Annotated in this window: 21 protein-coding genes, 1 tRNA gene and 2 pseudogenes; 15 read left to right on the top strand and 9 right to left on the bottom strand. The window is 61.4% G+C overall.

Annotated elements, in window-relative coordinates:
• Positions 1-114: 114 nt before the first annotated feature.
• From pheS to ACO1XS_RS25710, 8 genes are all read left to right on the top strand, one after another.
• Positions 115-1,128, top strand: a complete 1,014-nt coding sequence (pheS, locus tag ACO1XS_RS25745; protein ID WP_331573359.1) for a phenylalanine--tRNA ligase subunit alpha — start codon at positions 115-117, stop codon at positions 1,126-1,128.
• Positions 1,129-1,186: 58 nt separating this feature from the next.
• Positions 1,187-3,619 carry a phenylalanine--tRNA ligase subunit beta gene (gene pheT / locus ACO1XS_RS25740; RefSeq protein ID WP_331573361.1) on the top strand — a complete coding sequence of 811 codons (2,433 nt, stop codon included), beginning with the start codon at positions 1,187-1,189 and terminating at the stop codon, positions 3,617-3,619.
• A gap of 65 nt (positions 3,620-3,684) precedes the next feature.
• Complete coding sequence (locus ACO1XS_RS25735; protein ID WP_173258880.1) at positions 3,685-4,095, top strand: integration host factor subunit alpha; 411 nt, start codon at positions 3,685-3,687, stop codon at positions 4,093-4,095.
• Positions 4,096-4,145: 50 nt separating this feature from the next.
• The gene (locus ACO1XS_RS25730; RefSeq protein WP_331573363.1) at positions 4,146-4,568 is read left to right on the top strand and encodes a MerR family transcriptional regulator; all 423 of its coding nucleotides are present in this window, start codon (positions 4,146-4,148) and stop codon (positions 4,566-4,568) included.
• Positions 4,569-4,620: 52 nt separating this feature from the next.
• A tRNA-Pro gene (locus ACO1XS_RS25725) sits at positions 4,621-4,697 on the top strand.
• Positions 4,698-4,866: 169 nt separating this feature from the next.
• Entirely contained in the window at positions 4,867-5,283 is a 417-nt protein-coding gene (locus ACO1XS_RS25720; RefSeq protein ID WP_486392011.1) for a DUF2778 domain-containing protein, read from the top strand.
• A complete protein-coding gene (locus ACO1XS_RS25715; RefSeq protein ID WP_486392010.1) occupies positions 5,280-5,561 on the top strand; it encodes a hypothetical protein in 282 nt (93 codons plus the stop codon). The genes ACO1XS_RS25720 and ACO1XS_RS25715 overlap by 4 nt, the downstream gene beginning before the upstream one ends.
• A gap of 497 nt (positions 5,562-6,058) precedes the next feature.
• A complete protein-coding gene (locus ACO1XS_RS25710) occupies positions 6,059-7,306 on the top strand; it encodes an acyltransferase family protein (protein ID WP_331572393.1) in 1,248 nt (415 codons plus the stop codon).
• 138 nt (positions 7,307-7,444) lie between these two features.
• On the opposite strand, the gene ACO1XS_RS25705 is transcribed toward ACO1XS_RS25710, so the two are convergent.
• The gene (locus tag ACO1XS_RS25705) at positions 7,445-8,350 is read right to left on the bottom strand and encodes a LysR family transcriptional regulator (protein ID WP_331572395.1); all 906 of its coding nucleotides are present in this window, start codon (positions 8,348-8,350) and stop codon (positions 7,445-7,447) included.
• Positions 8,351-8,486: 136 nt separating this feature from the next.
• Here ACO1XS_RS25705 and ACO1XS_RS25700 point away from each other — a divergent pair, with 136 nt between their 5' ends.
• Positions 8,487-9,644: a CaiB/BaiF CoA transferase family protein gene (locus tag ACO1XS_RS25700; protein WP_486392009.1), complete on the top strand. Its 1,158-nt coding sequence runs from the start codon at positions 8,487-8,489 to the stop codon at positions 9,642-9,644.
• A 35-nt stretch (positions 9,645-9,679) separates the two neighbouring features.
• Here ACO1XS_RS25700 and ACO1XS_RS25695 read toward each other — a convergent pair whose 3' ends face one another.
• On the bottom strand, positions 9,680-10,204 hold the full coding sequence (locus tag ACO1XS_RS25695; protein ID WP_486392008.1) for a low affinity iron permease family protein: 525 nt from the start codon (positions 10,202-10,204) through the stop codon (positions 9,680-9,682).
• Positions 10,205-10,409: 205 nt separating this feature from the next.
• Here ACO1XS_RS25695 and ACO1XS_RS25690 point away from each other — a divergent pair, with 205 nt between their 5' ends.
• Positions 10,410-10,853, top strand: coding sequence for an anti-sigma regulatory factor (locus ACO1XS_RS25690; protein WP_331572402.1), 444 nt, complete (start codon positions 10,410-10,412; stop codon positions 10,851-10,853).
• Positions 10,854-10,859: 6 nt separating this feature from the next.
• Here ACO1XS_RS25690 and ACO1XS_RS25685 read toward each other — a convergent pair.
• From ACO1XS_RS25685 to ACO1XS_RS25655, 7 genes and pseudogenes are all read right to left on the bottom strand, one after another.
• Positions 10,860-11,942, bottom strand: a pseudogene (locus tag ACO1XS_RS25685) (sensor histidine kinase); the annotation flags it as partial.
• A gap of 33 nt (positions 11,943-11,975) precedes the next feature.
• Positions 11,976-12,224 (bottom strand): annotated as a pseudogene (locus ACO1XS_RS25680) (phosphatase RsbU N-terminal domain-containing protein); the annotation flags it as partial.
• On the bottom strand, positions 12,221-12,841 hold the full coding sequence (locus ACO1XS_RS25675; RefSeq protein WP_486392007.1) for a SpoIIE family protein phosphatase: 621 nt from the start codon (positions 12,839-12,841) through the stop codon (positions 12,221-12,223). The pseudogene ACO1XS_RS25680 and the gene ACO1XS_RS25675, both read right to left, overlap by 4 nt.
• A complete protein-coding gene (locus ACO1XS_RS25670) occupies positions 12,838-13,239 on the bottom strand; it encodes an anti-sigma regulatory factor (protein WP_331572407.1) in 402 nt (133 codons plus the stop codon). Before ACO1XS_RS25670 ends, ACO1XS_RS25675 begins: the two co-directional genes overlap by 4 nt.
• A complete protein-coding gene (locus ACO1XS_RS25665) occupies positions 13,229-13,603 on the bottom strand; it encodes an STAS domain-containing protein (protein ID WP_173258902.1) in 375 nt (124 codons plus the stop codon). Before ACO1XS_RS25665 ends, ACO1XS_RS25670 begins: the two co-directional genes overlap by 11 nt.
• Positions 13,604-13,607: 4 nt before the next feature.
• Positions 13,608-14,582 (bottom strand): protoglobin domain-containing protein, encoded by a 975-nt coding sequence (locus tag ACO1XS_RS25660; RefSeq protein WP_331572409.1) that lies wholly within the window; start codon positions 14,580-14,582, stop codon positions 13,608-13,610.
• A 177-nt stretch (positions 14,583-14,759) separates the two neighbouring features.
• Positions 14,760-15,818 carry a LacI family DNA-binding transcriptional regulator gene (locus tag ACO1XS_RS25655; protein ID WP_486392006.1) on the bottom strand — a complete coding sequence of 353 codons (1,059 nt, stop codon included), beginning with the start codon at positions 15,816-15,818 and terminating at the stop codon, positions 14,760-14,762.
• 190 nt (positions 15,819-16,008) lie between these two features.
• On the opposite strand from ACO1XS_RS25655, the gene ACO1XS_RS25650 reads away from it, so the two are divergent.
• The 5 genes from ACO1XS_RS25650 to ACO1XS_RS25630 all read left to right on the top strand — a co-directional run bounded on the left by ACO1XS_RS25650 (position 16,009) and on the right by ACO1XS_RS25630 (position 22,423).
• Positions 16,009-17,166: an ABC transporter ATP-binding protein gene (locus tag ACO1XS_RS25650; protein ID WP_486392005.1), complete on the top strand. Its 1,158-nt coding sequence runs from the start codon at positions 16,009-16,011 to the stop codon at positions 17,164-17,166.
• An 11-nt stretch (positions 17,167-17,177) separates the two neighbouring features.
• Positions 17,178-19,169, top strand: a complete 1,992-nt coding sequence (locus tag ACO1XS_RS25645) for a beta-galactosidase (protein ID WP_486392004.1) — start codon at positions 17,178-17,180, stop codon at positions 19,167-19,169.
• 83 nt (positions 19,170-19,252) lie between these two features.
• Positions 19,253-20,515, top strand: a complete 1,263-nt coding sequence (locus ACO1XS_RS25640; protein WP_331572418.1) for an ABC transporter substrate-binding protein — start codon at positions 19,253-19,255, stop codon at positions 20,513-20,515.
• 126 nt (positions 20,516-20,641) lie between these two features.
• On the top strand, positions 20,642-21,559 hold the full coding sequence (locus tag ACO1XS_RS25635) for a carbohydrate ABC transporter permease (RefSeq protein WP_486392014.1): 918 nt from the start codon (positions 20,642-20,644) through the stop codon (positions 21,557-21,559).
• Positions 21,560-21,571: 12 nt separating this feature from the next.
• On the top strand, positions 21,572-22,423 hold the full coding sequence (locus tag ACO1XS_RS25630; RefSeq protein ID WP_331572420.1) for a carbohydrate ABC transporter permease: 852 nt from the start codon (positions 21,572-21,574) through the stop codon (positions 22,421-22,423).
• The last annotated feature ends 4 nt before the right edge of the window (positions 22,424-22,427 follow it).

The raw sequence follows: 22,427 nt of genomic DNA, 5'->3' as shown, positions 1-22,427 counted from the left end.
CGGTAAAAGCCGGTGTCGCCGCGACAAAAACGGGGGCTCCTCACCGAGCCCCCGTTTTTGTTGGTCGAGCGCTTTCTCTCGTAATTTTTCCTCGACGTTGAAATGATGGGATCAATGGATCTGGACCAGATTGTTGCCGAGGCGCAAAGGGCCTTTGACGAAGCCGCCGATGGCGTCACGCTCGAAAACGAGAAGGCGCGCTTCCTTGGCAAGGCGGGTGTGCTGACCGAACTCCTCAAGGGACTCGGCAAGCTCGATCCCGACCTGCGCAAGACCGAGGGCGCGCGTATCAACGTCGCGAAGCAGCAAGTCGAAGCCGCGCTGTCCGCGCGCCGCGATGCGTTGGCCGAGGCCTTGTTGAATCAGCGGCTCGCCGCGGAGGCGGTCGATGTCACGTTGCCCGGCCGCGGCAACGGCGCGGGGAGTCTGCACCCCGTGATGCGCACCTGGGAACGGGTCGAGCAGATATTCGGCTCGATCGGTTTCGATGTGGCCGATGGGCCGGAGATCGAGACGGACTGGTATAACTTCACCGCGTTGAATAGCCCGGAAAACCATCCGGCGCGCTCGATGCAGGACACGTTTTACATCGACGGCACGGATGCAACGGGGCGCCCCTTGCTGCTGCGCACGCATACGAGTCCGATGCAGGTGCGATATGCGCGCACCAACAAGCCGCCGATCAAGGTCATCGCGCCCGGACGCACGTATCGCGTCGACAGCGACGCGACGCACTCGCCGATGTTCAATCAGGTGGAGGGGCTGTGGATCGACGAGCACATCAGCTTCGCCGATCTGAAAGGCGTCTATACCGATTTCCTCAGGAAGTTTTTCGAGCGCGACGATATCTCGGTGCGGTTCCGGCCGTCGTACTTTCCGTTCACCGAGCCCTCGGCCGAAATCGACATGAAGTTCGAGGAAGGCAAGAATGCCGGCAAGTGGCTCGAGATCTCGGGTTCGGGGCAGGTGCATCCCAACGTCATCCGCAACATGGGCCTCGATCCCGAACGCTATATCGGCTTCGCGTTCGGCAGCGGGCTCGAGCGCCTGACGATGCTGCGCTACGGCGTGCAGGACTTGCGGCTCTTTTTCGAAAACGATCTGCGCTTTTTGCGGCAATTTGCCTGACGCCGCGCGCGCTCGGCATTGCCCCGGCTGGACCTCATTCATTCGAACGTAGACACTCATGCAATTCCCTGAATCCTGGCTTCGCGCGTTCGTCGATCCGCAACTGACGACCGAAGAGCTGTCGCACGCGCTGACGATGGCTGGCCTTGAAGTCGAATCGCTGCGGCCTGCCGCTCCTCCCACGTCGAAGATCGTCGTCGGGCGTGTGCTCGAAGTCGTCAAGCATCCCGATGCCGATAAGCTCAACGTCTGCCAGGTCGATGCAGGCACCGGCGCGACGCTCAACATCGTATGCGGTGCGCCGAACGTGGCCCCGGGCATCAAGGTTCCTGTTGCGCTCGTGGGCGCACAACTGCCGCCGGCCGAGGAGGGCGGCGCGCCGTTCGCGATCAAGCTCTCGAAGCTGCGCGGCGTCGAAAGTCAGGGCATGCTGTGCTCCGCGCGCGAGCTCAAACTCTCGGAAGACCACAGCGGCCTTTTGATCCTCCCCGACGATACGCCGGTGGGGCAGGATATTCGCGAGACGTTGAATCTCGACGATACGATTTTCGAAATCAAGCTGACGCCGAACAAGGCCGATTGCCTGTCGGTCTTCGGAGTCGCGCGCGAGACGTCGGCCATTACGGGGGCGCCGCTGAAGCCCCTCGCAATCGAGCCGGTGCAGGCCGGACTCGACGAGACGCTGCCGGTCAACATCGCGGCGCCCGATTTGTGCGGCCGGTTTTCCGGGCGTGTGATTCGCGGCGTGAATGCGCGCGCGAGAACGCCGCAATGGATGGTCGAACGGCTGGAGCGTTCAGGACAACGAAGCATTTCGGCGCTCGTCGATATCTCGAACTATGTGATGCTCGAGCTCGGCCGGCCGACGCACGTGTTCGATCTCGACAAGATTCATCGCGGCATCGAAGTGCGCTGGGGCCGCCGCGGCGAAAGCCTGGAGTTGCTGAACGGCAATACGATCGAGCTCGACGAGACGGTGGGTGTCATCGCCGACGATCGGCAAGTCGAAAGCCTGGCGGGCATCATGGGTGGCGAGCGTACGTCGGTCACGCTCGATACGACGAACATTTATCTCGAGGCGGCGTTCTGGTGGCCCGACAGTATCCGCGGGCGTGCACGCCGGTACAACTTCTCGACCGACGCGGCCCATCGCTTCGAGCGTGGCGTCGATTACTCGACGACGGTCGAGCACATCGAATACATCACGCGTTTGATTCTCGATATTTGCGGCGGCAAGGCCGGTCCGGTCGACGATCAAACGGTCAACGTACCGAAGCGCACCCCGGTCGCGATGCGTGTGGCGCGTGCGCAGCGCATCATCGGCGTGCCGGTTCCCGCCGACGAGATGGCTCGTATTTTCGAGCGCCTTGGGCTCGCGTTCGAGTTCGACGGCGAGCGGTTTTCCGTCACGCCGCCGCCGTACCGCTTCGATATCGAGATCGAGGAGGATCTGATCGAGGAGGTGGCGCGTATTTACGGTTTCGAAAAGATTCCGGCGCGCCCGCCGATGGCGGCCAACGCAATGCGCGCGACGAACGAGACGCAACGCTCGATTCACGCGATTCGCCACGCACTGGCCGCCCGCGATTACTCTGAGACGATCAACTTCAGCTTCGTCGACGAATCGTGGGAGCGCGATTTCGCCGGCAACGATAATCCGGTGCGGCTCGTCAATCCGATTGCGAGCCAGATGTCGGTGATGCGTACGACGCTCGTCGGCAGCCTCGTGAATGTGCTTCGCCACAACCTCAATCGGCGTGCCGAGCGTATCCGCGTGTTCGAACTCGGGCGCGTATTCCTGCGCGATGCGACGCAGGAGGCCAGCGAATATGCCGTCGAAGGGTACATCCAGCCGAAGCGTATCGGTGCGCTTGCCTATGGGCCCGTGGCGGAAGAGCAGTGGGGTCTCCCGACACGCCAGGTCGATTTCTTCGACGTCAAGGCCGATGTCGAGGCGCTTTTTGCGCCGCGCATTGCACGCTTCGTGAAGGCTGAGCATCCCGCGCTGCATCCGGGACGCAGTGCTCGCATCGAGCTCGACGGTCGCGCAGTCGGTTTCATCGGCGAGCTGCATCCGCGCTGGATGAGGCAATACGATTTGCCGCAGGCGCCGATCGTTTTCGAGGTCGACGCCGAAGCGGTGATGGCGCGCGCGTTGCCGGTGCCCGCCGAAGTATCGAAATTTCCGCCGGTGCGGCGCGATATTGCCGTGGTGGTGGATCAGAAGATCGAGACGCAGGCGCTGCTGGACGAGATGCAAAAGGCGCTGGGCGAGGGCGCCGGCAAATTCGTGCAAAGGGTTGCGCTCTTCGATGAATTTCGTGCAAAATCAAATACTTCCGGTGGCCTGGCTGCGCACGAGAAAAGCCTTGCCTTCCGCGTGACCCTGCAAGATACTGGCGGCACGCTGCAGGACGAGACGGTGGATGCGGCCGTCAAGGCCTTGGTGGATCGTTTGGCTCGAGTCTACGGTGCGCGGTTGCGGGGGTAAGCGCGAACAGCTTCGGAACGATGCCGGCGCTGCGCGTTGGCATCGGATGGCCGCTGTTTTTAGATATGAACGAAATGAACTCGAGTGATTTCGAAGCCCTTCTTTCGGCGCAGCGTGGCGCCATGATTCGAGAAATTCCGACCCCGCCCGCGGGCGTTTCGAGCGAAACGCCGACGCTGACGAAAGCTGAGCTGGCCGAGTTGCTGTTCGATAACGTCGGGCTCAACAAGCGTGAGGCGAAGGATATGGTCGAGGCTTTCTTCGACGTGATTCGCGACGCACTCGAAAGCGGCGATGGCGTGAAACTGTCGGGATTCGGCAATTTCCAGTTGCGGGACAAACCGCAGCGACCCGGTCGTAACCCGAAGACAGGCGAGGCGATTCCGATTGCCGCGCGCCGCGTCGTGACGTTCCACGCAAGTCAAAAGCTCAAGGCGCTCGTCGAAAACGGAGTCGAAGCGACTTTCCCGCGCTGACGAGCGAAAGGCGCGGTGTCGCGCCCATTCACCACGACGGTTAACTGACGATGACAACGACGGTCGAAAAAGTCGTCTTGCCTCCGATTCCGGCGAAGCGCTACTTCACGATTGGTGAAGTTAGCGAGCTGTGCGGCGTCAAACCGCATGTGCTGCGTTATTGGGAGCAGGAGTTTACGCAGTTGCGTCCGGTGAAGCGGCGCGGTAATCGGCGCTATTACCAGCATCACGAAGTCCTTTTGATTCGGCGGATTCGCGAATTGCTCTATGAGCAGGGCTTCACGATCAATGGTGCGCGCAATCGGCTCGATGCGCGCGGTGCGGTGATGGAAGAGGGCAGCGATGCGCCGAGCGACGCGTCGCGACCCGATGTAGCGTCGGCGGCGCAGCCAGCGCCGAGCGCTGCGCCGGCCGTCGATATCGAGCGGCTGCGCAAGGAGTTGCGCGGTGTCATCGAGTTGTTGCGTCATTAGTGATGAGGTGTAGTTCTTTTCGGTGAAAGTGTCTGTTATACTTTCATGCTTTCGGGGCGTAGCGCAGCCTGGTAGCGTACCTGCATGGGGTGCAGGTGGTCGGAGGTTCAAATCCTCTCGCCCCGACCAGATTAAAACCCGCGTCAGTCAAGGCTGACGCGGGTTTTTCGTTTTTGGCCTGCCCGCGCCATCATCGTCGATTCTCGGCTTGTGTTGCCTAGTCATTGCCTAAACGTCGGAAACTCGCGCGGTTGGGGAGCGTACATCCTCGTGCATCGAGGTGAATTCCGACTAGTCGTTGAGCACGAGCAAAAAACCTATCAACGGCGCATACGTCGACCAACCCGCCGCCACGGCCGTCCCCAACGCAGGCCCGATCCCGAAGGGGCACTACTACATTATCAAGCGTGAAACGGGCGGACGCCTTGGCCGCCTCAGAGATCTCGGGCTCGATATGTGGTCGAATAGCGAGCGCGCGACGTGGTTCGCGCTCTATAGCGCTGACGGCAAGATCGACGACTGGACCTTCGTGGAAGGTGTGAGGCGCGGCAATTTCCGCTTGCATCCGAACGGCCGATGGGGCGTGAGCGACGGCTGCATAACGCTCGTGTCACAACACCAGTTCGATCGTCTGCGCGACTACTTACTCTCACAGCCGACGAAGCCCATTCCGGGTACGAGCACCCCCTACTACGGAACGGTGGACGTCCGATGAAGCTGATTCTGCGATTCGTGATTGCCCTTGTGCTGACTGGCCCGGTTTTCTTCGGGCTTTCGCGCATCGATCCGCTCGCGCGCTGGGTCGGCAGTGAAGCCGTGTGGTCCGCGCTTGCGCCGTTGTTCCGCCTGTTCGGCGCGGTAGGCATCGAGGGCGAGGAAACCGTATTGCTCGGCGTGCTGCTCGTATTGAGCTTCATCATTGCCGCCCTGATCGTATGGGGCGCAGGCATAATACTCACGCGCGCTAGGGCGCATCGCGCCGCCGCTCATTGACAGACCCCACGCGTCGCCTTGTGCGCTGGTGACGCTGTTATGCGGGGTGATCGTCCATAGGTACCTACGCGTACTGAGCCTGCGCGTTCGATCGTGAGCTACGCAAGTCTCGGAATCACAACTTCCCTGGTGTCTGGACGCGTGAGCAGATCAGGGCGTTCACCGACCACAAGTTCGGTTGAAATATTCTTGACGCGCACGCGAGCTCATGGGTACCTGGGCTTCGCGCTGGCAGGACGGCGTCCCGTCCGGAGTCAAAGGTATATGGTGACGTTGAACTATGCGTTCTAGCCGACGCACGTAAAATGCCGCCGTTCAACCTCAAGCGCTCGACGACCGCGAAAAAGAGAAGATAAAAGCCGCGCTGTGCCACTCGTTCCAGCTTTAATCGCGTTTTCCGTCTTTGGGGCGGCGGCAAGAGCCCGTAAGACGAAGCGGACCATGAGAAAGGCATTTATACCGTAAGATCGGGGGTATTCTAAAAATGAGAACGAGAGATGGGTCGAAAAATCAACGCAGGAGAAAGATTCGAATTTATCGAGGGCATGCGCGGAATTGCTGCGATCATGGTGCTTCTAGGGCATTACTGTTCCGCCTTCCTTCCTGCTTTCGCGCGCGTCGCGAAGACGCCGCCTCATTTCTCATGGGAGACGTGGATCACGGGCACGCCGGTATTTTCGCTGATCAATGGGACCGTGGCGGTATATATGTTCTTCACCATGAGCGGCTTTGTGCTCGCCGGTTCATTCACCAAGTCGAATTTTGGTATCCCGTCGCAGATTGCCAAACGATTCCTGCGCCTGTACCCGCCGATCGTATGTTCCGTGATATTCGCGACGCTGCTGCTTTGGTCCATGCCGTCGGTGCACGCCGATGCGGCGAGGGTCAGCATGTCGAGTTGGCTCGCGGGATTGTCGCTCGACCCGTTCACACCTCATTCATTCTTCGGTGAAGCGCTGCTGAGCTCAATGCTGACCGGTTACGGTGGTGCGTCGATATTTGATCACACACCCTACCTCAAGGACGTATTCCCACTAACGCCGTTCAGCATCGCAGCCAATATTCCTCTCTGGTCGCTCCATGCCGAGTTCTGGGGGTCAATGCTGGTGATTGCTCTATCCGCCATTTATCGTCGGTTGCCAAGGCCCGCGTTTTGGCTCGTCTTCGTCGTCTTGTTGTTCGTGACCGGAACGAGCAAATACTCGTTATTCCTCGCTGGTTTCGCTGCTTATATGGGCAGACATCGACTGTTGTGTCGCAACAGCGCACAGTGGTCCACCGTAGGCTATGCGCTGCTCGGGCTGGGTGTCACACTGAGTTTCACACGTTACTATCAGCAATTTCAGTTGGTACTTGATGTGCTGGCCAAAGTGAATTTGACAAAAAGTGTCGATGGCGCGCAATTCCAGTTTTCCGTCGCCGCATTGGCCACCCTCTTGGGATTATGCATCACACCGAGCTGCCGATCATTTCTGTGCAGTCGTGTGCCAATGTGGTTTGGGAAAATATCGTTCAGTCTGTACCTGACGCACTTTCCAATACTTTTTACCGTGGCGTCTGCCGTCGTGACGATTGCCGCGCGGCACCTAGGATATGGTGGGTCGATAGCACTGTCGTGCGCCATCGCGTGGCCTCTCACGTTCTTCGTAGCAAGTGTGTATGAACGGTTCATCGATCAACCATCGATCGCTTTTTCCAAGCTCGCCGCCGAGCGTCGATCTACGCGGTCGGCACCGGCGAGCTAGCTCGGATTGCACGCTCATCGGCGAGCGACTCGACTTCTTCCAAAAGCGAATCGCTCATAGCCGATCCTCAGGCTTCGCGAGTTGGTTGTAGTGCATGACGCTGCGGTAGCTGATTCCTTTGTCGTCAACCCCTTTGGCTCACTCACTTTCCGCGCGCGTTCCAAGATACTTCACGAGCCGCTGGGCCGGCGGTTGCAACGCATCGAAATCCTTGCAACAGACAACGAAACGCCGGTATGCCCATGCGTCGTTCAGCGGAACGATCCGCAGCCCGAGCGCGCGGCGATAGGTTCGGCCGACCTCCACCGGCACAACGCTGATCCCCAATCCCGCGGCGGCCACGCGAAACGTGGCATCCAGGTTCGAGACGATGACCCTGTACGTTATGGTCTTACCGACGTTCGCCGCGGCTCGCCTGAGCATCGTATGCACCGAGGAGTTGGGCGGCAGCCCTACATGGTCATACTCGAGCGTCTGCTCGAAATCGATCGACCTTTTGCTCGCCAGCGGATGATCGCGATGCGCCGCAATCGCAAGGCGATCACGCCGATAAAGTTGCGCGTGCAGGCCGCTGCGATCGACGTTGTCCCAGCAAACGCCAATCGCCGATGTTCCCTCGCGCACTTGTCGAACGAGATCGGTCGACATCCGCTCCTCTATATCGACACGGATATTCCTATTCTCGGGCTCACGCATGAACGATGCGATATCGTCGAGCAGACTCTCGGCCATCGCCGAAGGCGAAGCGCAAATACTGACCCTGCCACGCAGCCCCGCACCCAGCGCGGCAACATCGCTCTCCATCCGTTCCATCGTGAAAAGCACCGCCCGCGCATGCTCGAGAAGCGCGAGCCCGGCAGGCATCGGATCGACGCCGCGGCGAGAGCGCGAGAGTAACGGCACCCCAAGCTCGCTCTCGAGTTGTGCAATGCGCTTGCTGATCGCCGATGGCTCGATATGGGCCTCCTGGGCGGCGCGCGCTATGTTGCGGTGATCGCACACGGCGACGAATAGACGCAGCGTTTTGATATCGATGTCGTGCATCGGAGGAGGCTCCTCGATGCCGCGTGCGCGGCACATGGCATTCCGGATCGGAACGATAACGCCTGCCAAAATACCGCTTTTGACGCCGATATGGAACCGATACAGTGCCTGTAGCTATGCGCATTGACGAGGCAATATGAGCAATCAGACCCATTGCAACGGCCGCCTCCCGCTCGAAGGCGTACGCGTGATCGAATTCACGCATATGGTCATGGGGCCGACCTGCGGAATGATCCTCGCTGACCTCGGCGCCGAGGTCATCAAAATCGAGCCGCCGGGAGGCGACAAAACGCGACAGTTGCCGGGGCTCGGCATCGGCTTTTTCCGCTCGTTCAACCGGAACAAGAAGAGCGTCGTGCTCGATCTCGATACGCCCGAGGGAAGGCGGACCGCCATCGAATTGATCGGGACCTGCGACGTCATGATCGAGAATTTCCGCCCCGGGCTGATGGCCAAGCGGGGACTCGACTACGCGTCGCTTTCGGCTCTATACCCGGGACTCGTCTATGTTTCGCATAAAGGCTTTCTTCCCGGACCCTACGAAAAGCGCCTCGCACTCGACGAAGTGGTGCAGATGATGGGAGGCCTCGCGTATATGACGGGACCGGTCGGTCGCCCGCTGCGTGCCGGCACGTCGGTCAACGACATCATGGGTGGCATGTTCGGCGTGATCGGTGTGCTTGCCGCGCTGCGCGAGCGCGAACGCACGGGTCGCGGGCAAGAGGTGCAAAGCGCGCTCTTCGAGAATTGCGTGTTCCTCTGTTCGCAGCATATGCAGCAGTTTGCGATGACGGGCGAGGCACCTCCGCCCATGCCTGCGCGCGTTTCAGCCTGGAGCGTGTACGACGTCTTTACGCTGGCCGAAGGCGAGCAGCTTTTCATCGGAGCCGTGAGCGACAAGCAATTCGTTACGCTGTGCCGACTGCTCGAACGCCCCGAGCTCGCAGCCGAGCCGCGCTTCGCCACGAATGCCCAGCGCGTGGCCGTTCGTCCGGAACTGCTCGAACGCCTCGGCGCGATACTCGTGCAACTTCGCGTCGAGGACCTCACACCCAAGCTCGAGGCGGCCGGTATTCCATACGCACCGATCGTTCGCCCGCACCAATTGTTCGACGATCCGCATTTGAAAGCGAGCGGTGGCCTCGCACCGATGCGGACGGACGACGGTGGCATGACCGAGATAGCGTTGCTGCCGCTGACGATGGACGGGCGCCGCCTCGGCGTGCGCCGGGCACTCGCCCGCATCGGCGAGCACACGCAGGAGGTACTTTCCCGTCTGAAGGCCATCGTCTGATCTGCGGACCGGGTGCTGTTTCCTCGGTCGTGCTGTTACTTGTTCTTCCCCCCGGGCCTTTCTTTTGCCTCGTTGATCTCGCGTTCGACCTCGGACCGGACTTCCTCAGTTGCCTCCGCATTTTTCGAGAGTGCCAGATAAGCATTCGCAATGCGCCGCAAGTCCTCTTCGCACACGTCCTCGATTCCGATCAGCTCGCTGTTCGCTCTGCGGTTTGCCGCTACGAGCTCATTGAGCTTCAGATGAATCGCGACGCTGTCCTTGTTCTGGCTTTGCTGAATCAGGAACACCATGAGGAACGTGACGATGGTCGTGCCAGTATTGATGACGAGCTGCCAGGCATCGGAAAACTTGAACACCGGGCCGAGCACGCCCCACGCCGCAATGATGATCACAGCGATGCTGAAAGCGATAGGCGAACCGGTCCATCGTGTTACTGCGCTCGCAAACGAATCGAACGCGCGCGTGATCGGGTGTCGGTTCGAATAGGGCGGCAGCGAAGAATCGGGCACGTTGTCGTAGGGATCGTGCCGCGACGAATCGTTCGTCGGCGTGGACATGGGCGCTCCTCTCCGGGCGTATCGCCCGATATGTTGAAATGTGAATATCGAAACAGATCGGTGGGCAACGCCAAGCGAGCAAGCCGCGTGCCGGCGGGGAGGGACGACGCATCGATGCGGCGGTGCTAGGATGCATGCACGCCAAAAACAGCGAGGGCATTCGTATGAAAGGAGTCCGTCGCATATACCGCTCAGGGCCGTTGCCGTGACGACGCATCGCACGCTCGGCACTGCAGTGCATGTGTCCGTGGTTGGCGAATCGGATGTCGCCTGGACGCGGCAGGTCGTTCGCGAACTCGGTGCGCAGCAGGGCCTCCCCGAAGCCCGAGTGGCCGCGTTGGCCACCGCGGTGACTGAAATCGCACGCAATATCGTCGTTCACGCGGGCAGCGGGGAACTGACGTTTCACTCGACTGCGGATGGGCAGCGTCGCGGTGTCTTCGTCGTTGCGCGCGATGACGGCCCGGGGATTCCCGACATCGCACGCGCAATGCAAGACGGCTATTCGACCAAAGGAGGCGGGTTGGGTGCCGGACTGGCAGGCGCGAAACGCCTCGTCGACGAATTCCACATCAGTTCGGCACCGGGTCAAGGCGTCACGGTGACGATGACGCAGTGGCATGACGGCGGCGAGCGAGACCTGCTTTAGCGTTACTCAGCGCAGTTCACGTCTGACCTCCACCGCCTCGAGGGGCAAGGTCGCAGTCAGCGCAAAGCCGGCGCCCGGTGCCGTCCGGATGCTGACTTCGCCGCCCAGCAGGGCCGCGCGCTCGCGTATGCCGAGCAGCCCGAACGAATGTCTGCCCCGTCGATCGTTCTGGGCCGCGCCGCGGCCGTTGTCGACGACCCGTACGACGCAGTGAGGCTCCTCGCGAACGATATCGAGGACGACCTCCGTTGCGCCCGAATGGCGCGCGATGTTCGTCAGCGCTTCTTGCACCATCCTGAAGAGATCGATCCGGCATTCGCGGTTGAACGCAATCGCGTCGGCGTCGATATGGCGGGTCACCTTGATTCGATAACGCGCCGTGAATTCGTCGATCAGCGTATCGATCGCGGGGATCAGGCCCAGGTCGTCGAGCATGACAGGGTGCAGATCGGCCGCGATTCGCCGCACCGAGTCGACAAGCTGATCGATCATCCGGTACATCGCCTTGAACGCCTCTTTCGGCGCGGGCAGGTATCCGCCGCCGCCTGGATGTTCGAGCATCGACGCGGCCATCTTCAAGGCGGTCAACTGCTGCCCCAGATCGTCGTGCAGCTCGCGTGCGATGCGGGCCTTCTCTTCCTCGCGGATGTGCTGGATATGCCCTGACAGACGGCGCAGCTCTTCTCCCGATGCGCGCAGCGCTTCCTCGTCGCGCTTGCGATCGGTGATGTCCATGATCCAGCCGACCATGCGATAAGGCTCGCCCTTGTCGTTCCACAACGCCTGCCCGCGGGATTGGACCCAGCGGAACTCGCCTGACTTCATGCGCACCCGGTATTCGACGTCATAGAGGCGACGCTCGTCGAGGTGCTTTTTCAGAGCTTGTTCGACGCGGTGCGCATCGTCGCGGTGAATCGCGCCGAAATGCGCCTGGCGCTCATTGGGCAGCTCGTGATTTTCATAGCCCATGATCCGCTTGAAGTGCGGGGAGAAATAGATCGCGTCGGTCTGCGGATTCCAATCCCACAAGCCCGCGGTCGTGCCGCTCACCGCCAGTTGAAACCGTTCCTCGCTCGCCGCCAGCGCCGCGCGATAGCCTTCGATGGACAATTCGAAAGGCGCGAGCAGTTCGTTGAAGAACGCTGCCGCGGCTTGCGCGAGCCGGGCCCGATCCCGCGATGGGGCAGGGAGCACGAGTTCATCGAGCGAAGCGTAATGCAGCGCAGCCATATCGAGCAGTCCCACGCCCTGGCTCAGGGCGCGCCGGCCGATCTCGTAAGCATGCGTGAGCCCTGCTTCGCCTTCGTGCTCGAGATAGGCTCGAAGCCCGCTCAGGTATTCGGCTTCGAGCGCGGCGAGCTGCGTCGTCATGCGTGCGCTCCGAGATAGCGGGCAACGACGACATGCGCGTCGTCCGTAGCCTTGCCGTATCGTACGAGGATGGTTTCCGCAAGCTCCTGTGGGGTGACGGCAATCGGCATGCGTGCGGTGAATGTGCTCTGTATGCCGTCGGTGACCATCACGAGCGTATCGCCGCGCGATAGCGACAGGCGCTCCGCTCGCAGCGGGGGCAGGCGGTAGCCGACGACGCCGCCACGCGTCGAAATCGCGCGATCGCGCGCGTGCGCGTCCAGTTGGGCCCGAACGAGAACGCCGTCGACGTTACCGACGCCCGCCCAGGTCATCGAGCTGTCGCGAGCGTCGAACGACGCGATGCTCATTGCGGCGCCACGCGTCTTTTGCAGCCCTTCGTGGCAATGCCGCAGCACTTGCAAGATGGGTTCGCGCGCGTGCGCCTCGATGATCGGCGCCGCCGCGCATGCCGCTTGCGCCGCTTCGTGGCCATGCCCGAGACCATCGAGCAGCGCTACCACGGCCCCGTCGTCGAATTGAACGACGACGTGCAGGTCGCCCGAGACGCTTTCGAGCGCACGCCCCGCCCAACCCCATTCGATGATGGGTTCACTAGGCGGGGACGCGGCGTTCATCTCAGCCATCTCCTCATCGTGACCTTCGTGCCTTTGCCCACGACGGAGATCAACTCGAACTCGTCCATGATCCGCTTCGTCCCGGGCAAGCCCACGCCGAGGCTCTTCGCGGTCGAATAGCCGTCGCGCATCGCGAGTTCGATGTCGGCAATACCTGGACCCTCGTCTTCCGCGACGATCAGGATGCCGACACGCGCGCCGTCGTCGAGCTTTCGCAGCATGACTTCTCCGCGGCGTGCATAGCTGACGATGTTGCGCGCCATCTCGGAAATGGCGAGTGCGATGATGGTCCGGTCCGTCATCGAGAATCCGGCAGCCGCAGCGAGTTCGCGCCCCTTCTGACGGGCAATGACGACATCCTCTTCGCGCTCGATCGGCACGTGAAATTCATCCGCCATCGCCAGCGCTCCCGTTCGCGGTATCGCCGAGATGGGCGAGGCCCTCCTCGAGATCGAGCGCCGTCGCAATGCCATCGAGCGACAGGCCGAGCTGAACCATCGCAAACGCGACCTCGGGCTGAATCCCGACTACGACGGTCTGCGCACCGCGCAGCTTCGCGATGTAGGCGATGCCGCGCAATGTGCGGGTAGCGAACGAATCGAGCACGTCGAGCGCGGTGACGTCGATGACGACGCCTCGCGTGCGCAATCGACCGATCTTCTCGGCGAAATCATCCCGCAATTGAACGAGATCCTGGTCCGACAGCGCCGATTGAATCGATGCGATGAGTACATCGCCTTGCTTGAGAATGGGAACGGACACGGTATCAGCTCGTTGCGTTGGCGCGCGACTCGTTGGCGTTGCCTTGCGACACGCGATAGCCCAGAATCTGCTCGGCCAACTCGATACCGCCTTGCAGATCGCCGACCGTATCGAGGAGCCGATCGAGCTCGATACCCAGCGCGACCAGCGATTGCGCAACGGCCGCCGTGATACCGGTTACGATGACCCGCGCACCCATGAGTCGTGCCGCGGTTACCGTTTGCAGGATGTGGTTCGCGACGCGCGAATCGATCGTCGCCACGCCAGTGACGTCCATGACGACCACCTTCGCGCGCCGTGCGCGCACCGCTTCGAGCAGGTTTTCGGTGATGAGCCGGGCCCGGTAGGTATCGATGACGCCAATGATCGGCAACAGCAACAGGCGATCGCGCAATTGCAGGACCGGTGTCGACAGTTCCCGAATGGCTTCCTGTTGCTGTCGAATGATGCGCTCGCGTTCGAACACCAGCACATCGACGATCAGCCCAAGATCGAAGAACGCCACCTTTTTCAGCGACATGAAGGCATCGAACGCTTCGAGTGGCGCGTGCTCCGAATGCGTCATGACCTCGTTGCCGATGAACCTCAGCAGTTGATGGAATGCGCCGAGAAAAAACCGCATCTCGAGCCCTGCCACGGCGTAAAGCCGGCCCAGCTCGATGCGCTGCGCCACGTAATGTCTGCTGTAGTCGCCCGATACAAGACCCTGCAGGTGTTCCGCCTTGAGACGCTTGGCCTTCTCGAGCAAGGCTCGATTGTCGAACAGCGGACGAGCCTCGTCGAACTTGGCGAGATGCTCGAAGAACGCGGCCGCGTACTCGTCGACGCGAGGCAGCACGAGATCCCTGATGCGCGCAATGCGGGCGAGGTCGGAGTGCTCCAGAGCAACGACTTGCTTGCGGCGTTCGATGGCGCCATCGTTGAGCCCCATCTGATGCATCAATGCGAACGATTCGCGTTGTTCGAGCTGCTCCCCCATGCGCCTCTCCTCGGATTTTGTTGGATACGTGAGTTACGGACGGACAGATCGTTTGTTCAGATTTTTTCCAAGTATAGCGATGCGTGCCGAACTGGCAAGGCTGATGCAGGCAATCATGCGCGCGGAGCAAAGGGAGAGCATGGCATGCAATGCCATGCGCGTCACGCGTTGGCATCGCTATGCGGTCGTGTTCCTCTTGACTGGACGGCGCCTCGCGGGCGGCGGGGCCGTGGAGGCGCGTACGACGAGCCGCGGTGCCGAGGTCTGGCAGATCTCCGGTTCCCCATCGGGCGCACGCGCACCCTTGACGACCAGTTTGCGCAGCAACGTGACGGCAAGTTGTGCTGCCTCGGCCGTCGGTATCGCGACGGTTGTCAATGCGGGCCGCGATTCGCGGGCGAGATGAATGTCGGTGATGCCTATGACCGACAAATCGCGCGGCACGTGAAGGCCGACATCGGCCGCCGCGTGCATGGCTCCGAGCGCCGGCAGGTCATTGGTCGCGAAGATCGCCGTGAGCGCGCGGTGCTGCTCGAGCAGCGAGCGAGCAGCCGTGTAGCCGCCCTCTATCGTGTCGGGCGCGTGAATGACGGTGCTGGCATCGATTTCGAGTCCGGCTTCCCGCATCGCGGCAACGAACCCTTCGTGACGCGGCGTATGGATACCGGACGCTTTGCTGCCGACGATGGCGCCGATCTTTCGATGTCCGAGCGCGATCAGATGCGATGCCGCGAGCTGCCCGGCCAATGCGAAATCGACTGCCACGCAAGGCAGGCGCGGTGGGGCTTCGGGACGCTCCCACATGCACAGGACGACCGGTGCGCCGCGTGCTTCGGTCGCCGCGAGATCGGCGAAATCGAGATTCGCGTTCATGACGAGCACGCCTTCCGACAACGTACCGGCGATTTGCTCCAGATAGGCGCGACCCATGGCCGGATCGTCGTTGGTATTGCAAATGATGACGAAGTGCCCCGATTCCCGGGCCGCACGTTCGACCGCGAGCGCGAACTCGGGATAAAACGGGTTGGCAATGCTCGAGACCATCAACGCGAGCGTGGGACCGCGTCCCTCCGCCAGCGCGCGTGCCGCAAGGTGCGGACGATAGCCCAGGGTGTCGATGGCATCGAGTACGCGCTGACGCGTTTGCTCGCCGACACGGCCACGCTTGCGCAATACGTTGGAGACGGTGGCGGGCGTTACGCCGGCCAACCGTGCCACTTCGTTGATCGTCGTCATGCGTGCTCAGTATTTGGGATGAGTGTTCAGAGTTTGCAAGCTGCTTCGAGTAACGGCACTATGGCGCCCATTAGATCAATGAATTCGGAGACAGGGCAAAGGCGCGCGGCCTCGATGGCCGTTTTCCTATGCCGGCTTGATTAAGCGCTTAATCTCCGACTTCGACCGATTACATCACGGAGCGGAAGCGATGGCGAGCATTTCCTTGAAGGGTCTTCACAAGGCATATGGCGATGCAGCGCCGGTCATTCGCGATGTGAACCTCGAGATAGGTTCGAACGAGTTTTGCGTTTTTCTCGGACCGTCAGGGTGCGGGAAATCGACGCTGCTGCGAATGATCGCCGGCCTCGAAGACGTCACGGGAGGCGAGGTGCGCATCGGCGAGCGACTCGTCAACGACGTGCCTTCGGCCGAGCGCGGTGTCGCAATGGTGTTTCAGAGCTACGCGCTCTTTCCTCACATGACGGTGTTCGAGAACATGGCCTTCGGCCTGAAGCTCGCCAAGACGCCGAAGCAGGAAATCGTGCGTAAGGTGCACGAAGCCGCGCGCATTCTTCAACTCGATGCGTTGCTCGATCGCCGGCCCAAGGCGCTTTCCGGTGGTCAGCGCCAACGCGTGGCAATCGGACGAGCGATCGTGCGCGAGCCCGGAGTGTTCCTTTTCGATGAGCCGCTTTCGAATCTCGATGCGACGCTGCGCGGACAAACGCGGATCGAGATTGCGCGCTTGCATCGTCAGTTCGCCAAGGCCAGCGTCGTCTATGTCACGCACGATCAAATCGAGGCGATGACGCTCGCCGACAAAATCGTTCTGCTGCATGCCGGTATGGATACCGAGCGTTACGGCAGCATCGCTCAGATCGGCGCGCCGCTCGAACTCTATTACCGGCCCGCGAGCCGTTTCGTTGCGGGCTTCATCGGCTCGCCGCGCATGAACTTCCTGCCGGCATCGATCGCCTCGATCGATGCGGATGGCGTGAGCGCCGTGATCGATGGGACCGGAGAAACGGTGCGACTCGCGGTGGACGGCTCATCGTTGGTCCCGTCGCAGCCCGTCACGGTGGGCGTGCGGCCCGAGCATCTGACATTGCGCGGTGGCGGCGACGTGAACGTCGCCAGCTCGCTTGCGCTCACGCGTGAAGTCGTGCTCACCGAACGCCTCGGCGAGCAGACCTATGTACACCTCGATGCGCCGGACGGCCGCACGCTGATCGCCAAGGTTGCCGGCGACGCACGCGTCGAGCGGGGTGCACGCATGTCATTTGGCGCACCGGCTTCGGCATGCCATCTATTCGGGGACGACGGCTTTGCCATCGCACCGCTGCAATCGATCGAACACTACGCCTGAGGAGGGAAGGGATGCACCTTGGAGTCTGCTATTACCCGGAGCATTGGCCGGAATCGATGTGGGAAGGCGACGCGCAACGGATGAAGGCGCTCGGCATCGAGCGCGTGCGCATCGCCGAATTCGCGTGGAGCCGTATCGAGCCCACGCCGGGCGAATACGACTGGGACTGGCTCGACCGTGCGGTCGACGTATTGCATCGTTCAGGACTCCAAATCGTCATGTGCACGCCGACGGCGACGCCGCCCAAGTGGCTGATCGACCGGCACCCCGATATTCTGCCCGTCGGTGCCGATGGGCAGGCACGCCGGTTCGGCTCGCGCCGTCATTACGACTTTTCGTCGCCGTCGTATTTCGAGGCGGCGCGACGCATCAGTACCGCAGTGGCGCAACGGTACGGCGCGCATCCTGGCGTTGCGTTCTGGCAGATCGATAACGAGTTCGGTTGTCATCAAACCGTGGTCAGCTATTCCGAGGCCGCGCTGCTGCGCTTTCGAGAATGGCTGCGCGCGCGCTACCGCACGATAGACGCGCTCAACCGTGCGTGGGGCAACGTGTTCTGGAGCATGGAGTACCGCAGCTTCGACGAGGTCGATACACCGGCTGCGACGGTGACCGAGGCGAACCCTTCGCACCGATTCGATTATCGGCGCTTCGCATCCGACGAGCTTGCGCGCTTTAACCGCATGCAGGCCGAGATCATCCGCGCGCATTCGCCTGGGCGGCCCGTCGCGCACAATTTCATGCAGCTCTTTACCGAGTTCGATCATTACAAGGTCGCGGCCGATCTCGATATCGCGGCATGGGACAGCTACCCGCTGGGCGCCCTTGAAGAGCTGTGGTTCGACCCGGAAACGAAAGCGCGCTGGCTGCGCACGGGGCATCCCGATTTCGCCTCCTTCAATCACGATATCTACCGCGGCATGTCGAGCCAGCCGTTCTGGGTCATGGAGCAGCAGCCGGGGCCCGTCAATTGGGCACACTGGAATCCGGCGCCGCTGCCGGGCATGGTGCGCCTTTGGAGCTGGGAGGCATTTGCGCATGGCGCCGGTTGCGTGTCGTATTTCCGCTGGAGACAGGCACCGTTTGCACAGGAGCAGATGCACGCCGGGCTCAATACGCCCGACAACCGGCTCGATATCGGCGGCAGCGAAGCGTCGCGCGTTGCAGCGGAAATCCGCTCGATGCTCGAAGCTCACCCCGATGCGGTTGAGGATGCGAAGCGTTCTGTCGCGCTCATCTATGACTACCCGGCGAAGTGGCTCTTCGAGGTTCATCCGCAAGGCGCGGATTTCCACTATCCGCGTTTCGCGTTCGAGTATTACAGCGCGTTGCGTTCGCTCGGGCTCGATGTCGATGTCGTGCCTGTCGATGCGCCGCTCGATGGTTATCGAATGATCGTCGTGCCGCCGTTGCCGATCGTTCCCGACGATTTTGTCGAGCGATTGACCCGGAGCGGGGCGCAAGTCGTCATTGGCCCGCGCACGGGTTCCAAGACCGTCGATTTGCAAATTCCCGGCAATTTGCCGCCGGGACCGCTTGCCGAGGCATTGAAGCTGCGCGTATGGCGAGTGGAGTCGCTGCGGCCGAATATCTGCCCGGCCGTACGCATGGCAAGCTCATCGGCGGGCCGCCCCGTTAGCGATGCGGGGCAGGGCCGCCATTGGCGCGATCTGATCGAACTCGATACCCATGCGCCGCACGAGGTCGTTGCCGAGTTTGGCGATGGCCATCCTGCTTTCGTACGCCACGGTGCCTTCCATTATTGCGCGGGCCTCTTCGATGAAGCGTTGACGCGGGAACTCTTTGCCGACGTTGCCGAGCGCGCCGGATTGCGTGCCGTGCCGCTACCGGAAGGGGTGCGAGTGAGCCGCCGCGCGGGCGTGACCTACGTCTTCAATTATGGCGAGCGCGTGTACGAGGTCGAAGGCGTCGAAGCCGACGCCTTCGTCATAGGCGCCGCGCGAGTCGAACCGCAGGGCGTTTGCGCGTATCGTTCCAGCTGAAATGGGCCGGAGCGCGTTATTTGCCGCTCAGGCGGCTACCGTTGATGACGATATAAACCTTAGATAACACGAAGGAGACACGCATGAAGCAACCCGCGAACCGTTTTCGCATCGGCGTCGCCACCGCGTTTTTCGCGGTGGCGACAGCCGCGTCCTGGTGGGCCAATGCGGCACAGGCAGGCACGCTCGATATCAACATTGCCTTCAAGGGCGCCAGCCAGCGCGCGGTATGGCAATCGACGCTCGACGACTTCAAGAAGGCGCATCCGGATATCGACGTGAAAGCGGCGTTCATCGACGAGGAGGCCTACAAGGTGCAGCTGCCGGGGTGGCTCACGACCGTTGCGCCCGACATCGTGAACTGGCATGACGGCGAGCGGATGGCCTACTACGCGAAGCGCGGGTTGCTCGAAGATCTGAGCGGGGATTGGGCGAAAAACGGCTGGGATCAGATGTACGCTTCGACGAAAGAAGCATCGTCGTACCAGAGCAAGCAATATGCGGCGCCGACCGTGTATTACTCATGGGGGATGTTTTATCGCAAGGATCTCTTTCAAAAGGCCGGTATTGCGGGCGAGCCGAAGACCTGGCCTGAATTCCTCGATGCCTGCAAGAAGCTGAAGGCTGCCGGCATTACGCCGATCGCCGTGGCTGGCCGCGACGCCTGGACGCTGGCCGGCTGGTTCGACTACCTCGACTTGCGTTTGAACGGGAATGCGTTCCATCAAAAGCTGATGGCGGGGGAAGTGCCTTATACCGACGCGCGCGTGAAGAAGGTCTATACGACGTGGAAGCAGCTCATCGACGATCATGACTTCATCGACAACTCGCTCTCGTACGATCTCGACGCGGCACAACCGTTCCTGTTCCAGGGCAAGGCCGCAATGATGCTGATGGGCACGTTCATCAGCGCGGGTTTCCCGCCGTCGATCAAGCCGCAAATGAGCTACTTCCAGTTCCCGATCATCGATTCGAACGTGCCGACCGCCGAAGACGGTCCCGTCGAATCGCTGCACATTCCCGCGCATGCGAAGCACAAGGCCGAAGCGCGGGCGTTCCTCGCGTTCATCGAGACACCCGAGAACGGCGCGCGGCTCGCGAAGGGACTTGGTTCGCTGTCGGCCAACAGCAAATCGCCCGAGCCGGAGGATCCGATTTCGAAGATCGGTTTTCAGATCCTGTCCAATACGAAGGGCGGTATTGCACAGTTCTACGATCGTGATATGACGAAGGAGATGGCCGACGAAGGCATGAAGGGCATGCAGCGATTCGTGTCCGATCCGACGCAGATCGATGCTGTGCTCACGCAGCTGGAGCAGACGCGCAAGCGTATCTACAAGCAGTAAGGGCAGGCGGCGGCCGTAGTTGGCCGCCGAAATGCCGAAACGCCGAAACGCATTGGAGGCCTTGTCGTGTCGCAGTCAGCCACCCACGAGCATTTGCGCGCCGCGCCAGACGGCGCGGACTTTTCCATGCCGGCCGGCAAACCGCCGGCAAGCCGGCCCGGCGCGGGCCGGCAGGCGGGACGCAAGCTGTCGCCCACGGCGCGCCGCCAGCGACGTGCCGCGCTGTTGTTCCTCGCGCCGGCTTGCGTCATGTTCGGCGTCTACGTGATATGGCCGATCGCGTCGACGATCTGGTTGAGCTTCTTCAACTGGGATGGCATGTCGGACAAGGTATTCGTCGGGCTTGCCAATTACATCGAGCTGTTCCATGCGCCGACTTTCTATACCGCGCTGAAGAACAACGTGATCTGGCTTGCGATGTTTCTGCTCGCGCCGCCAGCGGGCCTTGCCGTAGCGTTGTATCTGAATCAGAGCGTGGCGGGAATGCGCGTTGTCAAGTCGCTCTTCTTCGCGCCGTTCGTATTGTCCGGTGTGGTCGTCGGCCTCATGTTCTCGTGGTTCTACGATCCGACGTTCGGCTTGCTCGCGCTGATCGTCGGGCACGGCGTGCCCGTGCTTGGCGATGCACGGTATGCCACGTTCGGTATCGTGATCGCCGCGTTGTGGGCGCAGACTTCGTACTGCATGATTCTCTATCTCACCGGGCTGACGACGCTGAACGGCGAGCAACTCGAGGCGGCGCGAATGGAGGGCGCGCGCCGCTGGGCATTGCTCTGGCATGTCGTGCTCCCGCAACTGCGGCCGACGACGTTCATGGCGGTGGTGGTTACCGTGATCGGTGCACTGCGCAGTTTCGATCTCATCGCCGTCATGACGGGCGGCGGGCCGTTCGAGAGTTCGACCGTACTTGCTTATTACATGTACGACCAGGCGATCAAGTATTACCGCCTGGGTTATTCGGCATCGATCGCCGTGGTGCTTTTCGCCATCATGCTGGTCTACATCGTCTACCAGTTGCGGCGCACGCTGCGTAACGAGCAGTAGAAGGAGAAGTTCATGTATCCGCTGCCTGTCGATAAATGGAAGCCGCTGCCGCGACGGTTCTACAAGATTTCGGTGCCGATTGCGCTCGTGGTCTGGATGCTGCCGATGCTTGCAGTGCTGATGACGTCGGTGCGCTCGTCCGAAGAGCTCAGCGAGGGCAATTACTGGGGATGGCCGAAGCATATTTCGCTGATCGGCAACTACACCGAGGCGCTGACGACCTCGCCCATGCTGCATTACTTCTGGAACAGCGTGCTGATCACGGTGCCGGCCGTGGTGGGCTCGATCGCGCTGGCCTCGATGGCCGGTTTCGCGCTTGCGACCTATCGCTTTCGCGGCAATACGCTATTGTTCGCGGCATTCGTGGCGGGGAATTTCGTTCCCGTGCAGGTGTTGATGATCCCGGTGCGCGACCTGACGCTGAAGTTCGGGCTTTTCAATACCGTCGAAGGATTGATGCTCTTTCATATCGCGTTTCAGACCGGGTTTTGCACGCTGTTTCTGCGCAATTTCATCAAGCAGTTGCCGTATGAACTGATCGAGGCTGCGCGAGTTGAAGGCGCCGGGGAATGGACGGTGTTTTTCCGCATCGTATTGCCGCTGATCCGGCCGGCGCTGGCTGCGTTGGCCATTCTCGTCTTCACGTTCGTCTGGAACGACTACTTCTGGGCGTTGTGCCTGACGCAAGGCGACGAGGCTGCGCCCATTACCGTGGGCGTCGCGGCGCTCAAGGGGCAGTGGACAACGGCGTGGAACCTCGTCTCGGCCGGTTCGATCATGGCGGCGCTGCCTTCGGTGTTGATGTTCTTTGCCATGCAGCGGCACTTTGTCGTCGGATTGACGTTTGGCGCCAGCAAGGGATAGACGA

The sequence above is a fragment of the Trinickia sp. genome, from assembly GCF_057351765.1.
The sequence above is the reverse complement of the archived record's forward strand: the minus strand, read 5'-3'. Positions and strand labels throughout refer to the sequence as shown.

Coding starts and splice junctions, on each gene's coding strand:
- ACO1XS_RS25655 (WP_486392006.1), bottom strand. CDS start 15,818: ATGACGACGATCAACGAAGTGGCACGGTTGGCCGGCGTAACGCCCGCC.
- ACO1XS_RS25630 (WP_331572420.1), top strand. CDS start 21,572: ATGTATCCGCTGCCTGTCGATAAATGGAAGCCGCTGCCGCGACGGTTC.
- ACO1XS_RS25660 (WP_331572409.1), bottom strand. CDS start 14,582: ATGGGGGAGCAGCTCGAACAACGCGAATCGTTCGCATTGATGCATCAG.
- ACO1XS_RS25730 (WP_331573363.1), top strand. CDS start 4,146: ATGACAACGACGGTCGAAAAAGTCGTCTTGCCTCCGATTCCGGCGAAG.
- ACO1XS_RS25675 (WP_486392007.1), bottom strand. CDS start 12,841: ATGAACGCCGCGTCCCCGCCTAGTGAACCCATCATCGAATGGGGTTGG.
- ACO1XS_RS25645 (WP_486392004.1), top strand. CDS start 17,178: ATGCACCTTGGAGTCTGCTATTACCCGGAGCATTGGCCGGAATCGATG.
- ACO1XS_RS25735 (WP_173258880.1), top strand. CDS start 3,685: ATGAACGAAATGAACTCGAGTGATTTCGAAGCCCTTCTTTCGGCGCAG.
- ACO1XS_RS25715 (WP_486392010.1), top strand. CDS start 5,280: ATGAAGCTGATTCTGCGATTCGTGATTGCCCTTGTGCTGACTGGCCCG.
- ACO1XS_RS25705 (WP_331572395.1), bottom strand. CDS start 8,350: ATGCACGACATCGATATCAAAACGCTGCGTCTATTCGTCGCCGTGTGC.
- ACO1XS_RS25710 (WP_331572393.1), top strand. CDS start 6,059: ATGGGTCGAAAAATCAACGCAGGAGAAAGATTCGAATTTATCGAGGGC.
- ACO1XS_RS25640 (WP_331572418.1), top strand. CDS start 19,253: ATGAAGCAACCCGCGAACCGTTTTCGCATCGGCGTCGCCACCGCGTTT.
- ACO1XS_RS25670 (WP_331572407.1), bottom strand. CDS start 13,239: ATGGCGGATGAATTTCACGTGCCGATCGAGCGCGAAGAGGATGTCGTC.
- ACO1XS_RS25635 (WP_486392014.1), top strand. CDS start 20,642: ATGCCGGCCGGCAAACCGCCGGCAAGCCGGCCCGGCGCGGGCCGGCAG.
- pheS (WP_331573359.1), top strand. CDS start 115: ATGGATCTGGACCAGATTGTTGCCGAGGCGCAAAGGGCCTTTGACGAA.
- ACO1XS_RS25695 (WP_486392008.1), bottom strand. CDS start 10,204: ATGTCCACGCCGACGAACGATTCGTCGCGGCACGATCCCTACGACAAC.
- ACO1XS_RS25650 (WP_486392005.1), top strand. CDS start 16,009: ATGGCGAGCATTTCCTTGAAGGGTCTTCACAAGGCATATGGCGATGCA.
- ACO1XS_RS25700 (WP_486392009.1), top strand. CDS start 8,487: ATGAGCAATCAGACCCATTGCAACGGCCGCCTCCCGCTCGAAGGCGTA.
- pheT (WP_331573361.1), top strand. CDS start 1,187: ATGCAATTCCCTGAATCCTGGCTTCGCGCGTTCGTCGATCCGCAACTG.